A 15,534-nucleotide genomic window follows, 5' to 3' on the forward strand; every position below is an offset into this window, starting at 1 on the left:
CACAAGTTGAACGTTGACCTTTCGCCAAACGCACGACCATGATCGAAAATCGTTTCATCACGTGAATAAAATTGTTGCGTATGACTGAACCTTTAGAACTCTTCCTACAGCGTTGCGTTTCGATCGACCTAGAAGTTGATCCTGCAACCGCCAGCATCTTCGCTTTTGCGGCGGTGCGTGATGATGCTCGGCCCGCAATACTGGCAAAAAAGCGCGATCTCCTGGCAGCCCTAGATCGCCTGGAAGCAGAAGCAACTGGCGGCGTGCATCTGCTCGGCCACAACATACTTCGGCATGACTTGCCTCATCTTTTCGCGGTGCGGCCCAGGCTGGCGAATATTCTTAGATCACCGATAGACACTCTATGGCTCAATCCGCTCGCATTTCCGCGTAATCCCTACCACCACCTGGTCAAGCACTACCATGACGGGCGCCTGCAAGCGGGCCATATCAATGACCCTGAACTGGATGCGCGACTGGTGTTTCAGGTACTGCGCAATCAACTCGCGGCTCTGACCCAGCAGAACGCCGACCAACCCGATGCCGTGGCAGCCTTTCATTTCCTTGCTACGAGAATGGAGAACCCAGGCGGGTTCGACGCGGTGTTTCGGGAGGTTCGCGGTGCTCCCGCGCCCGACCCTCTTGTGGCAAGAGAAGCGATCTCACGGCTTCTGGTGGGGCGCGCCTGCGAGAGGCGGGTCGAGCAGACGCTGAACCGCCTATCGAACCCGCAGCTTGGTTGGCCGATGGCCTATGCTTTGTCCTGGATCTTGGTCGCGGGCGGGGATTCCGTCATGCCACCTTGGGTACGGGCGCAGTTCCGCGAGGCTGCACTGATCGTGGGGCACCTACGCGACGCCAATTGCAAAAGCCCGGATTGCACCTGGTGTAGCGAGAAGAACGACCCGGTCCGCGCGTTGTCGCGCTGGTTCGGGTTCGATGCCTTCCGCGCTGATCCGGTGGATGATATGGGCCGCCCCCTGCAGGAGCGGATCGTCGATGAGACGATGCGCGGGTCGAGCGTCCTCGGTATTCTGCCGACCGGCACCGGCAAATCGGTCTGCTATCAGATCCCCGCCCTGTCGAAGTTCGACAAGACCGGAGCGCTGACGGTGGTGATCTCGCCGCTGGTCGCGTTGATGGCCGATCAGGTGCAGGGCATGGCGCGGGCAGGAATCTCCTCTGCCGTAACTATCAACGGAATGCTTTCGATGCCTGAGCGGCAGGATGCGCTGGACCGGGTGCGCATGGGAGAGGCGGCAATGCTGCTGATCTCGCCCGAGCAACTGCGCAGCAACTCGGTCCGATCGGTTCTCGCGCAGCGCGCGATTGGGCTGTGGGTGCTGGACGAGGCGCATTGCGTGTCGAAATGGGGCCACGATTTCCGGCCGGACTACCGCTATGTCAGCCGCTTCATCAAGGAATCCTCGGGGGATGAAGCGCCCGCGCAAGTGCTCTGCTTGACCGCCACCGCCAAACCCGAAGTGGTGCGTGACATCCGAGAGCATTTCAAGTCACGGCTTGGATGCGAACTTTTGCTGCTGGACGGTGGCGCAGTGCGCACCAATCTCAGTTTCGAGGTCCGGCCGACGCAGCGGGGCACCAAGCTGGCCGACATCCTCGATGTGATTGAGACCAAGCTACCACAGGAGGGCGCTTCGGGTGCAGTGGTCTATTCCGCCACGCGTAGCGAGACGCAGCGCGTTGCGGGGTTCCTCAAGCAGCAGGGTCTGTCTGCGGAACGGTTCCACGCCGGGCTGACGTCCGAGGAGAAGCGTGACATTCAGGAACGATTTCGCATCGGCGAACTGCGAATTATCGCTGCGACCAACGCCTTCGGCATGGGGATCGACAAACCCGACATCCGACTGGTGGTCCATGGCGACATTCCCGGATCACTGGAAAACTACTTGCAGGAAGCCGGGCGGGCCGGCCGCGACCGCGCTCATGCCAATTGCGTGCTGCTCTTTGCCGAAGAGGACGTCGAGCGCCAGTTCTCGCTTTCGGCTCGCTCGCGTCTGGCCCGGCACGAAATCGGCGCGATCCTGAAGGCCCTGCGGCGACTTGACGAGCGGACGAAGAAGACCGGCACCGTGGTGGCCACCTCAGGCGAAGTTGTCCGAGCTGAACGCGATCAGGAGTTTGAGCGCGACATCAACACCGACGACACCAGGGTGAAGACCGCGGTGTCCTGGCTGGAGGAAGCCACGCTGCTGAGGCGAGAGGAGAACAAGGTTCAGGTCTTTCCCTCATCCCTCAGGATCCGCAACCTGGAGGAAGTCGAGGCCATCCTGGCCAAGGCCGCGATCACCGGCACCCGTCTCAAGCAGCTTCTGGATATTACGCGCCACTTGATGAACGCACCGCCCAATCAGGGCATTTCCACCGACGAGCTGGCCGGGATCAGCGGATTAACAGGGGGCATGCTGAACAAGGCGTTGGCCGATCTCGAGGCGCTCGGGATCGCCCGCAACGACGTCGTCGTCACGATCTTTGTCCATGTTGCAGTCGACGGTCATTCCCAGCAGCGTCTGGCGCAGGCCGCGCGGCTTGAAACGGCGCTGATTGCCCTGATGCGTGAGGCAGCCCCCGATGCCGAAGGTGCCGAAGGCATTCCCCTGCATCTGGCCGAAACCTGTCAGGCGCTCCGAAATCAGGGGCACAGCGCTGTGCGGCCCGACATCGTGGAAAAGCTGCTGCGCAGCATGGGCCGCGACGGGCGCGATCAGGATGGTGGTAAGGGCAATTTGCGGCTGCGCAAGGCTTCGCGAAACACGTTGATGGTCACGCTGCAACGGTCCTGGCAGGCATTGGAACAGACGGCAAACCTGCGGCGGCAGGGTGGCGAACTGTTGCTAGCGCACCTTCTGGGAAGGTTGCCAAAGGGCAGCCGCGGCAAGGATATCCAGGTCGAAACCACGATGGGTGATCTGCTCGCCACCCTGACAGGAGACGCGCTGCTACGCGGCAGCGGCATTCAGGACATGACAAAACTGATGGAGCGCGCACTTCTGTGGCTGCACGAGCAGGAGGTGGTAACGCTGGGCAAAGGGCTAACGATTTTCCGGCAGGCAATGACGGTCCATTTGAACACCTCGGGCGGCCAGTTCACCGTGAAGGATTTTACACCCCTAGAGGAACACTACGTTGAGCAGACGATCCAGACCCATGTGATGGCGACCTATGCCGAAAGGGGCCTTGCTGCGATGGATCAGGCGCATCGGCTGTCCGAGGATTACTTCGTGCTGGAACGCGATGCCTTTCTGCGTCGCTGGATGCCCGGCAAGGGCGGTGAGATCCGGCGTCAAACCACTGGCAGCTCCTGGAAAGCGATCGTTGAGGCGCTGAAGAATCCAGTTCAGCAAGAGATCGTCGCTGACGACCGCGAACAGACAAACGTCCTTGTGCTGGCGGGACCGGGTTCGGGCAAGACGCGTGTTCTGGTGCACCGCATCGCTTACCTGATCCGTGTCCGCCGCGAAGACCCCCGCGGCATCCTGGTGCTGACCTACAACCGGCATGCCGCCGCCGAGATACGCATCCGGCTGCGACATCTGATCGGCGATGACGCGGCTGCAGTGACCATATCCACTTGCCACGCCCTCGCAATGCGACTGGTGGGCGCGAGCTTTGCCTTAACGTCGAGCGAGACCTCCCACGACTTCGACGGGATCGTTATGGAAGCCGTACGCCAGTTGAACGGCGAAGGACTGAGCAAACCAGAGGCAGAGGCACAACGTGATACGCTGATTCAGGGCTATCGTTGGATTCTGGTAGACGAGTATCAGGATATTGGCCCTGAGGAATATGCATTGATTTCCGCCGTTGCAGGCCGCTCACTGGACGATAAGGAGCTTCGGCTCAGCTTGTTTGCAGTGGGCGACGACGATCAGAACATCTACGCCTTCGCTGGGGCATCCATCCGCTTCATCCGCCAGTTCGAGGCCGACTATAATGCACGACCGATGTTCCTGGTCGAGAACTACCGCTCGACTGAGCATATCATTGCAGCCGCTAACGCAGTCGTTGCGCCAGCCGCGGCCCGCATGAAAGCCGGCCACGACATTGCCATCGATCGCAAACGCAGCACGGTGCCGCCAGGCGGAGAGATGGCGGCGCTCGATCCTGTGGCCCGTGGGCGGGTGCAAGTGCTGGACTGCCCATCCGGCGATGTGGCGCAGGCGATGACCGCAGTTGATGAACTCGTCCGCCTATCGCGCCTTGATCCGGAGTGGAGTTGGTCGCGTGCGGCGGTCATAGCTCGTGACTGGCGGCGGTTGGCTCCGGTGCGCGCTTATGCCGAAACGCTCGGCATTCCGGTGGAGATGGCAAATGAGAGCCTGCCCAGCATCTGGCGTCTGCGCGAAATGCAGCAGTTCATCGACGTTCTGCGCCGCGATACTACACGTTTGTTGGGCGTCCGTGATCTGGTGGGCATGCTGAACGCGATACCGTCCAACCGCTGGACGGACCTGATCGCCGAAGGCGTCGCCGCGCTGGCGAAAGAGCTTGCGAACAAAACCATGCCCGTGCCTGACCTCGTCGAGTGGTTCGCTGAGTGGGCCCATGATGCGCGCAGCGATCAGCGCGCACTGCTGCTGCTGACGGCGCATCGATCGAAAGGCTTGGAGTTCGACGATGTCGTCATTTTGAATGGCGGTTGGGACCGGCCCTCTAAGGGCGAGGATCCTGATGCGCCGCGCCGCCTCTTTTATGTCGCCATGACCAGAGCGCGACGTAGCCTTGCCATCATTGCCGAAGGACAACATTTGTTCGTCCCGGACGGCGAAGAGTATGCGCTGCGCCGCGCCGCGCCAGACATCTCTGATGCCGCCGATTCTCCGGCTGTGCTATACCAAGTGCCGAACCTCAAGACCGTGGACCTGTCGTGGGCCGGGCGTCTCGGGCCGCGCCATCCCTCGCTTGTCGCAATCTCGGCGGCAAAGGCAGGAGCTCCACTTCAGATCGTGCGCGATGGCCTCACTTGGATAATGCAGGATGCTCGGGGGCAAACTCTCGGACGCATGGCCAAAAGCTGGTCACCTCCCGAAGGACTCAACTTCCTCCGCGGCGAGGTCGGCGCCATCGTGCGCTGGCGCAAGGCCGACAGTCAGGAAGAGTTCCGGGTGCACCTTCACCGAGATGTTTGGGAAGTAATTGTGCCAGAGCTTGTGTTCGGCTGATAGCTTGCTCGTAATGAACGTCGGTATTTTGACTGTGCGATGTGGTGTCATCGCACAGCGTGGACAATGACAAAAGATCAGCTTTGAGCCCGTTTGAGACCTTTGCGGTTAGAGACTTAACGTCTGCTTCCGCTCTGTAACATCGGGAGCGTCAGCCTGATGTCGGCCCCAACACTGTCGTTGGGGGCGACCCCTTTTTGAGGCAGCCGAATACGATCCCCAGCCGTCTTTTACTGATCTCTGGACGTTCTCGGGATCTGGAGAACGTCACATCGTTTCTGACTCGAAATTGTACCAAGTAGCTGTAAAGACGTCATTTAGTGGGAATGGCAGCTTCTAAACAGCGAAAATATGTTCCAAAATCGCTTGCCTGGGGCCTTGGATTCTCACGTATTTCAATGGCTTAACTAACGACCTTGAAATTCTCTCTGTTTTCCAGCCGCGAGCGACCGTGGATGCCACCTATGTGCCCTGGCTTTGGGCCTCAGTCAACAGAAGGGATCTAGCGGCAATTATTTCCGCTATCGGCGGTGAGGGGGACCCATTACGGAGCCTTACCCAGTCGTGGTTTCACTCTGGCAGATGGTGATGAATGCACGTAGCGGGCATCGAGGTGGACTGGCTTGGATAATAGAGTCTAGTTCCTTCTTGCTCAGTCCACCAGTCGGGCAATACGGGAGCGGGTGTCTCGGCGCGGAAATCGCTCTCAAGCCAGTTGCGGAAGTGCCGATGATGCCCAGTCGCCCGCGCGTATCTCAGCCCGGTGTTTAAGGCATTCACACTCAGAACAAGGCGCGTCACAGGATTCACGTTCGAATGGGCTCTGTCGTCACCGACCTGGTGGGCACGCAGGCCCCACCGGAACTGCGCGGCATTCACACCCAACATGCCCGGCGCAATTCCTGCAGATATCAACCAGGCTGCTTTCGCCCGCGCGGCGGCGCCTTCGGTAGGTTGATTCATCCTCCCCTCGCATTGGCACGGCCCCTAACGGCGGTCATCCGGATTAGGAAAACCAACGCAATCGTTCACATGCTTTGCTATATCCTGATTTTCTCGACGTCGCTCATTGTGATCAATTTAAAGGCTCTACCCTGCGTGCCGAGATCTAAACACAAGGCGTTCGTAACAGAGAAATATCTTTCCCAGCGACAAAACCTGTGCTAGTTGTTTTAGTTATATACCATTTGGAGGAGAGTGATATGGCATCCGGCGATAGCAATGTTGGAAGTATGTCTATTACTTTGACTGGGGGCTTATCGGAAGAGACGGTTAAAAGCCTAGTTGAAGGCACAAAGTCGGCTGGATCGGTTGCCGTCAGGCTGCGAGGAGAACTTTCCATCATAACGAAAGCACTCGCATCTATTGGCAAGGACGATTCGAAAGTTTCCGCTACCGTTTACCTCAGATAACAATATATCTGAGCGCCGCATAAAGCCATTTGTTGCCGTTATGGCATGAATGGTGTTGACACAAAACAATTCTTAGAAAGCTGGCCATCACGTTAGTAGACACTGACGCGATAACGCTTTTGGACGCCCATCTCGAAGCTTCTTTTCAATTTGCTCGAAATGTGAGATGCAAATGGCAACATCAGTGCTTCCGCAGTGGTCGAGTTTTGCATGTGATATGATCTCTTGGAGTCCAGATTTTTCCGAGATTCCTGCAGCTTTAGTCAATCAATCAAAGACGCTTAATCCAGACGACATTGAAAGATTGCGGAAGATGCGTGTCGACAGTTTAGTCTATCTCGCTTCCGACCCGACGTCCGTTCGGCAGCGCCTCTATGATCGATTGTGGCGCCTGCAGCGAAAGATCCTCATTTCCGCCATTGAAACCCTAAATGACGCAAGCATACAATTTCTGGTGTTTAAGGGCGCTGAATTTGTCGAGCGCTATTTCGATGGCCATTCGATCGGAATGCTTTACGATGTCGATATTCTGATTAAACGCAACGATGTGGGTGCCACAAAGCGCGCGTTGATAGGTCGCGGCTTTCGGCAGGCAATATTCGATGGTGAGCTCAAGCAATTCATCGATCGCGATGTGTCCGAAATTGCGAAGATGGAACTTAGCCATTATGAACTCGCACCTTTCGCTTGGATAGAAGAGATATTGCTTCCGGAGGATGAGTTTCGAGAAGCAACCGCCTATAATGAATTTCCGATTTGGACTGTCGGCGACCGAGCTTACTTCGTCGTCGAATTAGACATACACCATGGCATTTCGATGGATATGAATGGCGAAGAATTGTTCGATCGCGCAGTACCTAGCATATTTAATGGCGCAATGACCCTCGCATTTCATGATGCTATTTGGTTCACCACTTCTCGATACTATGTCGAGGTAGCCGCGCACGGAAAGAGATCGCTGCGGGATTTTGTTTACCTTCGTGCCCTGCTGACTCGTGAAGTAGTGTCGTGGGAAGAAGTCGCGCGTCATGCTCGCGATTTACGAATTCAGCCCGCAGTGTATTATTTTCTGACTTTTTTAAATGAAATCGGGCCGAAAGTGTTCGACGCGGAAATAACCGATGCGCTGCGTCCAGCGGATGGCGTACGCGATTGGGGGTGGATGCTAACCCCCCTGTTTGCTTCGACGCCAACGTTTGACTTCCCATTTACCCCCAGCAGGCGGCGAGGGAGTCGGCATTGACGGAGGATTGCTTTGAAGCCGTTGTTCCTCGAGCGAAAGAGGTTACCTTTCGACCTTTTCGAATAGACGATATCGACGCCACCGAAGTAGTAGTTGAGACATTGTTCTCTGGCATAAGCAAGGGAACTGAGATTCGCCGTTATCTCGGCTTAGCGAGTGAGCTCGAGTGGCACGATGGTCTTAGCGTATATCTGAATTCGAAGTCTTCCAACCGCTGGCCAATTCGTAATGGCTACGAAAATGTAGGGCGTATCGTCCGTTGCGGATCCACAGTAGATCCATCACTGAAGGGCAGGTTGATATGGACACCTTCAAATCATTCTACCCATGTCGTTCTTAAGATTAGTGATTACGAACATGGATTGATTCCCGCCGCGGATGACGTTGGAGAATTAGAAAATTACACTTTCGTGGCTCGGACGCGTATAGCAATGGCTGGAATTCACGATGCTGAGATCCTCCTGGGCGACGTGGTCGGTGTTGTTGGGTTCGGCGCAGTTGGTTTTCTTGCGGCACAGCTTGCACTTCTATCTGGGGCAAGGAAAGTCTATGTTTTGGACACAGATCCCCGACCGCTTCAACTGGCCTCAATCATAGACGTCTCGGCGATACTCGTGGAAAATAAGGCAACGGCGGCATCTATAAAAGAAACACTCGGCGACATCTTGCCCGACAAGATCATCGAATGCTCGGGAACGAGCGCTGGGCTTAATTTGGCAATGCGGCTTGTCAGAAGCGAAGGGACTATCGTTACTATAAGCACGTACTCGTCCCCATCAGCCAATGATCTCGGCGTGGACTTGATGGGAGAGTGGGGCAGAAACAGGTTGACGTTGAAAAGCTCAATGTCAGTGAACAATAGATCCCACAGAAGATCACCATTATGGACACGTCAGCGTCAAGAACAAGTGGCCATCGCGTTGATTGGACAACGAGACGTTATTGTTCATGAATCAATGAAACGTCGCTACTTCTTCCGAGAACTGCAAACCGCATACGAAACTCTTTCAAAGGATGGCGCCGATTCAAGCGCACTCGTAGTTTATTAAGATAATCGCGCTTGCGGGAGTGTACCGAACATGCCGTCCCCCTTTTTTCCAATCCGTGAAACAAACAGATCACCAGACGACGCCATTCAATTGGCCAAATACCTAGGCGGAAAATTGAGTGGTACAAGTGAAGTTGTTGAAGAATACGAAAAGGAGCTTTCCATATGGTTCGGCGCAAAATACGCGGTTAGCGTTTCCTCTGGATCGGCTGCCCTTTACGCCGCGCTACACATTGCCGGAGCGGGGCCAGGCAAAGAAGTTATTGTGCCCGCAATTGCACCAATTCCCACCGTGTTGCCTGTATTGGCCGCGGGTGCAACGCCGGTGTTCGTTGATACGAATCCAACTGACTTTGGCACCTCAATTTCAGACCTGAGAAAGATAATAACGCCACACACGGTGGCGTTTCTATCAGTTCCCCTGTGGGGTTATCCATTTGACCAAATTGATCTTTTCGAAGAAGTTAGGTCCTTCGGAATAAAAGTTGTAGAAGACGCTGCGCAGGCTCATGGATCGCAATATGGCAAGCGTTTTGTCGGAACAGTAGGAGATATAGGTTGCTTTAGTACACATGACAATAAACCGCTTTCAACCGGTGAAGGAGGGTTCATCCTTACAAACGATGCAGCGATTTATGAGAGATTGCGGTCTATCACCAGGCTAGGCGGTTTGGATGGCTTCCATTTCGGATGGAACTATAAGCTGAGCGGATTGTGCGCGGCCTACGGCACTATACAGCTCAGAAAGTTGCGATCGGTGATCAGTAAAAAGCGCGCATCCGCCGAGAAGATAATTAGCTCAATATCGCATCTCCCATTTAGAGAGATTTCATTCGCGGCTGGCGGCATTCAAAATTGCTACAGCTTAGTATTGACCGCAGACCCGGCGCGCTACGACGTGCCTCTACTAAGGCGCCTTCATCATGAAGAAGGAATTGAAAGCGATTTCGTTAAGTATGGCTATGATGTAGCCTATAAACGCGCGATCTTCCAACGTTATTCTCGTACATGTCCGAATGCTGAGCGTCTTGTTTCCGGTACACTTCCGTTGCCATGTCATGTTTCAATGAATGAGCGGCTAGTAGCTCGAGTTGCAGACGTTTTAGCTCTTACGGTTGCCCAGGCGGAGCGTTGACAGTGAGCACAGAAATCCAGCGGACGTTTCTATTGTTGAAGCCCGACGCCATTTTGCGTGCGCTTATAGGCGTAATATTGAATGAGTTTGAGCAGAAGGGCTTCCGTATTAGTGCCATGCGGATGCTTTTTCTAAATGATGAGTTGCTATACGGCCTATATCCATTCTTGCCTGAAAGGGCTTTTCACGATCAAGTCAAAAGCAGCATGCAATGCGCCCCATGTGTTGCATTCGTCTTGGAAGGGCGAAATGCAATAAAGCGCGCTTTCGAATTAGCCGGGCCAGAAAAAAAATCAGAAGAAAATCCTGCTTATACGATCCGCGGAAAGTACTCCATGTGGACGGGGGCGGACGTAATACACAGAGCCGCTACATATGAGGAGGCGGAGACGCAGATATCAATGTTCTTCGGCAGCGATATATGTGAGTATCAGAGGTTGGACGGGATGTTTCTTAGCGAAACTGGCTGGCGGCAAAGGGCTTAACCGAAGGCTAATTTCTGAAAGCTGGTATTATATACTTTCCCGTGTGGGCTATACTCTTGCATACTGCTTTGTGCGCCATATTCCCCACCTGAAAGTGCAAACTCAGTATACCGGGATCAGCAAGTTCTTTTAGTCGAGCTATCTGGTCACACGCCTCGGCCGGAGTTCCGCATATTACAAGGCCGGCTTCAATGCGCTGTTCAATGGTTAGTTCCTCGCCCGGCACGAAGCTTTTGTCTGCGGACCTTGCATCTTCGGCATAACCTGTTTCGGTAAATATTTTCTGTTTTTGACTCCGGAATGCCCCGGACAAGTATTTGCGCATATACTCGAAAGCGTCGTTTAGCAAATCCCGCGCCTCGGATCTTGAATCCGCAATGCAGGCATATAGACCTAGCAAAGTATCGTCATTGCGATAGAGGCGCCCGGCCTCCCGCCAGAAACGCCTGAAATTTGCGAACGCGGTGGCGGCTTCTTCAACCGCGCCCAATTTTACCAGATGGACTTGCCCTACTCTCGCTCCAATTGTTGCCGCCAATTTCAGCGACCGCTCGCTACCCGCAGAGAATAAAATAGGAGGGTGTGGCTTTTGAAGGCAACGCGGCCAAACTGCAACAGTAGGAAATTCAAACTCGCTGGAGCTCCAAGAAAAGCTGTCATCCGACATCCATGCCTTCATGACCAACTCCACGCCCTGTTCAAATCGTGCCCACGATTTGCTTGGATCGATGTTATACGTCACGTAGCTTTGTGGTACGCCTCGAAGTAAGCCAACTTCGAGACGACCAGCGCTCATCACGTCGAGCCAAGCGCACTCCTCAGCAAGCCGAAGCGGATTGAGGAGCGGGACTGGATAGCCCAGTGCAGCAATCCGAACGCGCTTGGTAATTCTGGCAGCTATCGCGCAGGCTAGCGAAGAGTTGGGAAGAACACCAAACGGTGTTGAATGCTCTTCGCCAAATGCCACCCAGTCAAAACCGCTTTCTTCGGCCAGCGTCACTTGCTCGAAGAAGTTTGTAAATTCTTCATGACCGACAATCGCATCGTATTGAGAGCGCTCGTATGGCCACACCCCACAAGGTTGGGTCATGTGACGCCAGGGCATATGATTGAAATAGCAAAATTTCATTTAACCACACCTTGCCCGACAATTTATTGCTACAATCTGGATGCGTGTGTAACTTCGCTCCTTAGAGCCATCAGTACAACTTTTAAATGTTGGGCGTTGACCGATACATGTCTCCGCGCGTTTCTCCGCCTTGCATCCCAATCTGCCGTTGCCATGCGATGTTTCATTCGAAAAGCAGACGATCGCACCAGGCTGAAGGCTCTCCGAAACGATCTGCGCCTTAACCTCGTCCGGCCATTTGCCGGGGAGCCTCACGTCCAGACTTTCTGGTGGTGAGAAACTCCAATGTAGTCTCCATGGAGAAACCCACGTTGCTTGTCCGTGGAAAGGCGATCACAGATTAGGGCGGCGAGGACAACGTGGAAGCAGAACACCGGCTACCGCTAATCGATGAGCTTGACCAGATGCTGGCGCCGCCGCTGCCGTGTCCCGAAATGGAAAAATGTTGTCCGCGCAAGGTCTGTCTCTCCTAAGCCAAGGCCTTGGCTCCCGCGCGGAACGGGATTTCGTCGGCGGTCGAGAGCTATATTTAGCGGGGTGGATTCCCGACGTCCCAAACTATCAGTTGGTCGGCCCGATCACTGCACGTACGCAGGACCTCGAGTACCGACTTGTCGACGAAGTCTTCATGGGCCGTCTCCGCTATCATCCGATTCTTTTCGGATGCGCTCGCTACAAGGCAAAACGCCAAAGTGAGCACATAACTGGCCGTTTGCGGTGGTAGGAGGATCTGGTGGGCTTCCGCAAGTTGGGCGTCCTGCAGTGCCTCGGCGAGTGCTCTCTCGTGAAACGACGTCAGGTGTCCCTCCCGTCTCAAGGACGACGCGAGGTGGCTGATGGCTGACCCTTGATCTGGCACTGCCAAGAGGTTGTATGCATACGCGATAGCATCGAAGAAGACGGGATCCAGTTGCCGCAGGCACATCAAATTCCAACGGTGTTTGATGACTCTGAACGGACTACAGAGCAGGACTAGGAAAATGTTGATCTGGAGCATTCGACTTACTTCTATGCGGCTTAGCCTGCGTTGACCGTGCCGGCGAGCCGCGGTCCACGCGTTGCGGACTTCGAGGTACCAATGAACGAGAGCAGGATCCGGTCTCAAAGCCTTGTTCGCGCCTAGGAAGAACGGCGTTGCCTCAGTCTGCCGAAGAGGCAGTGCCGCGGACAGACTGGAAGCAAGTCGGAGAGTGCTCGGAGTCGCTGAGCCGGGTTGGAGTCTGTCCATGACATCGCTTCGTCGCATCCGAGTTATGCTTACCGTCAGTCCGTCTGAGGTCGTTGTGACTTCCTCTCCTTCATCCTCGGTAATTGCGACGACGTCGACGTCACTGGTCCCGAGGAACCAACCCCGTGCCGTCGACCCAACGACATAAGCATCCTCACACCCTGGAAACGAAACCTCCAAGGCGTTAGCTGCGGCGTTCATCCTCTGGTCGATCAACCCCGACGACCGGGCCCGTAGTGAGGAGTACCAACCAGCGATTTCGGTGTGCGTCGGAAGCATACAAGACCTATCTAGTTGGCAACCTCGGTCCGACCCCGACCCTACCTAGACGCTCCTCGACGAGGAAGTAGCAGTCTGAGATCGGCTGCGACGTATCGACCACGCAGAATTTATTGGCTCGAGCAAGGGCCAGGTAGTTATCCCGAACACGCTCCTCCTCATCATGATCATAAAAGCGGGTCGCTTCATCGGGACGCGAACGCACGCGTTGCTCGCAGATATTGACAGGGCAACTCGCGAGGAAGACCAGATCGGGCGCCACGAAGCGATTGGTCACATCGTGAATGATGCTGTCGGGACACCTGACCAAACCGGTATAGGCATAGCGATCGCAAAGCACCCAACATCCCCGCTGCAATGCCGGCAAGACGACGAGATGCAGCAAGCGTAGCCGGTCACCTGATGCGATCAGGGTGAGTGCCAGTCGGATCTCGTGTGACCGGATTGTCTCGGTGGGAGCGTCGTGGAAGTCACGAAAAAGCGACATTGCGCGGATCTCTCGGCTAGGCATTGCGACCACGAGAGTCTCCTTGCCCTCGCGAGCCAGCAGAGCCGCACAATGCTCCAGCAGCGTCGTCTTGCCCGAGCCATCGTTCCCGGTAAAAGCCAGCAGGCGTCCTGGCGCCCCGTGCTGCGCCATTCTCAATCGGTGACCGAGAATCCCGCCCCGGCGCACTAAACTAGCGGACATGGAATTCCGATCTGCTGGACAGCACCTCCAGGCTCTCGAAACGAGAAACGGCGATATCCGAGTATTGGCGTCCCCGTGTGGTCAAGAAGACGGTTTCGCCGCACGAGTCGATGAGTTCGTTCCCTTGTAACTCGTCGAAGGCTGAAGAGAATTCCTCCCAAATCTCGCTACTCGTATCCGCACGCAGACGAGGGAGATTCACACCGCCCGCAAGCAGACCCAAAATGACCGCTCGGCGAGCAATTTCGCCATCTGAGAACCTGAAGCCGACATAGGTCCGGGTATCCGGTGTCGAGCCGATATAGTCGGCAATGATGCCCTTTGATGCTCGACCGCTTACGACGTATTCTTGCGCGTAGTCCAGACGCGGGGCATAACTTCTCGCACCGGAACCCAGCCCGAGCGTTGGTACGCCGGCGAACTCGAGCTTTTGCTGGCGATAGGTCGTCTTTGACGCCTTTCTACGATATCGTACATAGGTTTCGCGAACAAAGTCTCTCGCCGCCAGTACTTGATCTGCGAGCCGCCACATCTCGTACTTTCGCAAATGGGCACTAGGGAGGTTCTGGTAGCGAGTCTTCTCGCGGACCGCCAACGGGTAGATAGAGACGTTGTCGACGCCAAGTTCTATTAGTCGGAGAAGGTCTTCGAGGAAGTCATCAGTCGTCGTCTCGGGAAGGCCGTAGATGAGATCCGCGTTGATCTCCATCTTCAGGTCCTGCGTATCTGCGATGATCCGTTCGACGTCATCTGCAGTGTAACGCCGTGCCATATGCCTGAGCGCTGCTGGGCGCAGGCTCTGGACGCCTATGCTAATGCGTTCGACACCAAACGATCGCAAACCCTGCAAGTACGATTTATCGATCGTCTCGGGGCCACACTCCACGCAGGGCTCCGCATCCTGCCAAGTCGGAAACGCAGTGCGAAGCGCTCCGAAGATGCTCTCCATCAGACTAAGCGAGAGCATAGAGGGAGTGCCACCACCGAAGTAGACTGAAGTTACCGCTGTAGGCGCAACGGCTGTCGCAGCGAAAGCGATGTCGTCAGTAAGGCGATTTACGTAGGCCCCGATGAAGTCTTGTGACGCTTCTGCATTTACAGGGATAAGGAAGAGGTTGCAGAACGAGCAGCGCTGAGTGCAAAAAGGTATGTGTACGTAAATATTTAGCGGTCCACCACTCGCGGGTTTCCACGCATCTAATAGGCGCATTCCATCCAGTGGACGATACGCTCGTTTGTGCGGATAGCCATGGAAGTAACCTGGCCAGTGGCCAGCAGTTATCAACTCAGAAACGGTATGACGTGAGGTGTGAGACTCGACAAGAGCGGGAAAAAGCAAGATACTCCCCTTCACTTCACTGTTGGTTTGAATTTATACTGCTGTAATACCTAATGAGGACTCGAAACGGATCAAACGTCAAGTGTAGGGGATATTGAAATGGCAGCTCACAACCACGCCTACGCAGCTATCCGTGCCTATGCCCAGATAGCTGGATTGCCCGAGCCGACCGATGATCAGTTGGCACAAGTGCGTCACGCTATGCTCGGCGACTTGGCGGGCGACCAATCGAAGATTCTCGCTGTAACGGTTTTGGAAGATCCTAACGGCTCCGAGCGCGCGTTGATGCAAGGGAACTTCAAGATCCTCTCAGGCAAGTAGCAAGGATTGGCCTGCTGCCGAAACGGCTGAGGGGGCTACCG

Annotated in this window: 10 protein-coding genes; 6 read left to right on the top strand and 4 right to left on the bottom strand. The window is 55.3% G+C overall.

Annotated elements, in window-relative coordinates:
- Positions 1-80 precede the first annotated feature (80 nt).
- From HFO99_RS19270 to HFO99_RS19290, 5 genes are all read left to right on the top strand, one after another.
- Complete coding sequence (locus tag HFO99_RS19270) at positions 81-5,183, top strand: RecQ family ATP-dependent DNA helicase (protein ID WP_222363105.1); 5,103 nt, start codon at positions 81-83, stop codon at positions 5,181-5,183.
- A 1,584-nt stretch (positions 5,184-6,767) separates the two neighbouring features.
- A complete protein-coding gene (locus HFO99_RS19275) occupies positions 6,768-7,838 on the top strand; it encodes a nucleotidyltransferase family protein (RefSeq protein WP_222362919.1) in 1,071 nt (356 codons plus the stop codon).
- Positions 7,835-8,887: a zinc-binding dehydrogenase gene (locus tag HFO99_RS19280; protein WP_222362921.1), complete on the top strand. Its 1,053-nt coding sequence runs from the start codon at positions 7,835-7,837 to the stop codon at positions 8,885-8,887. The genes HFO99_RS19275 and HFO99_RS19280 overlap by 4 nt, the downstream gene beginning before the upstream one ends.
- 30 nt (positions 8,888-8,917) lie before the next feature.
- On the top strand, positions 8,918-10,021 hold the full coding sequence (locus tag HFO99_RS19285) for a DegT/DnrJ/EryC1/StrS family aminotransferase (protein WP_222362923.1): 1,104 nt from the start codon (positions 8,918-8,920) through the stop codon (positions 10,019-10,021).
- Positions 10,022-10,023: 2 nt separating this feature from the next.
- Entirely contained in the window at positions 10,024-10,506 is a 483-nt protein-coding gene (locus tag HFO99_RS19290; RefSeq protein WP_222362925.1) for a nucleoside-diphosphate kinase, read from the top strand.
- Positions 10,507-10,513: 7 nt separating this feature from the next.
- On the opposite strand, the gene HFO99_RS19295 is transcribed toward HFO99_RS19290, so the two are convergent.
- The 4 genes from HFO99_RS19295 to HFO99_RS19310 all read right to left on the bottom strand — a co-directional run bounded on the left by HFO99_RS19295 (position 10,514) and on the right by HFO99_RS19310 (position 15,043).
- Positions 10,514-11,635, bottom strand: a complete 1,122-nt coding sequence (locus tag HFO99_RS19295) for an LLM class flavin-dependent oxidoreductase (RefSeq protein ID WP_222362927.1) — start codon at positions 11,633-11,635, stop codon at positions 10,514-10,516.
- Positions 11,636-12,164: 529 nt separating this feature from the next.
- Positions 12,165-13,142, bottom strand: coding sequence for a nucleotidyltransferase domain-containing protein (locus tag HFO99_RS33950; protein ID WP_409994938.1), 978 nt, complete (start codon positions 13,140-13,142; stop codon positions 12,165-12,167).
- 7 nt (positions 13,143-13,149) lie between these two features.
- Positions 13,150-13,782 (bottom strand): dTMP kinase, encoded by a 633-nt coding sequence (locus tag HFO99_RS19305; protein WP_222362930.1) that lies wholly within the window; start codon positions 13,780-13,782, stop codon positions 13,150-13,152.
- A 40-nt stretch (positions 13,783-13,822) separates the two neighbouring features.
- Positions 13,823-15,043: a coproporphyrinogen-III oxidase family protein gene (locus HFO99_RS19310; protein WP_261323234.1), complete on the bottom strand. Its 1,221-nt coding sequence runs from the start codon at positions 15,041-15,043 to the stop codon at positions 13,823-13,825.
- Positions 15,044-15,271: 228 nt separating this feature from the next.
- Here HFO99_RS19310 and HFO99_RS19315 point away from each other — a divergent pair, with 228 nt between their 5' ends.
- Complete coding sequence (locus HFO99_RS19315; RefSeq protein ID WP_222362934.1) at positions 15,272-15,493, top strand: hypothetical protein; 222 nt, start codon at positions 15,272-15,274, stop codon at positions 15,491-15,493.
- Positions 15,494-15,534 lie beyond the last annotated feature (41 nt).

The organism is Rhizobium leguminosarum, assembly GCF_019798305.1.
Classification (GTDB): domain Bacteria; phylum Pseudomonadota; class Alphaproteobacteria; order Rhizobiales; family Rhizobiaceae; genus Rhizobium; species Rhizobium leguminosarum_U.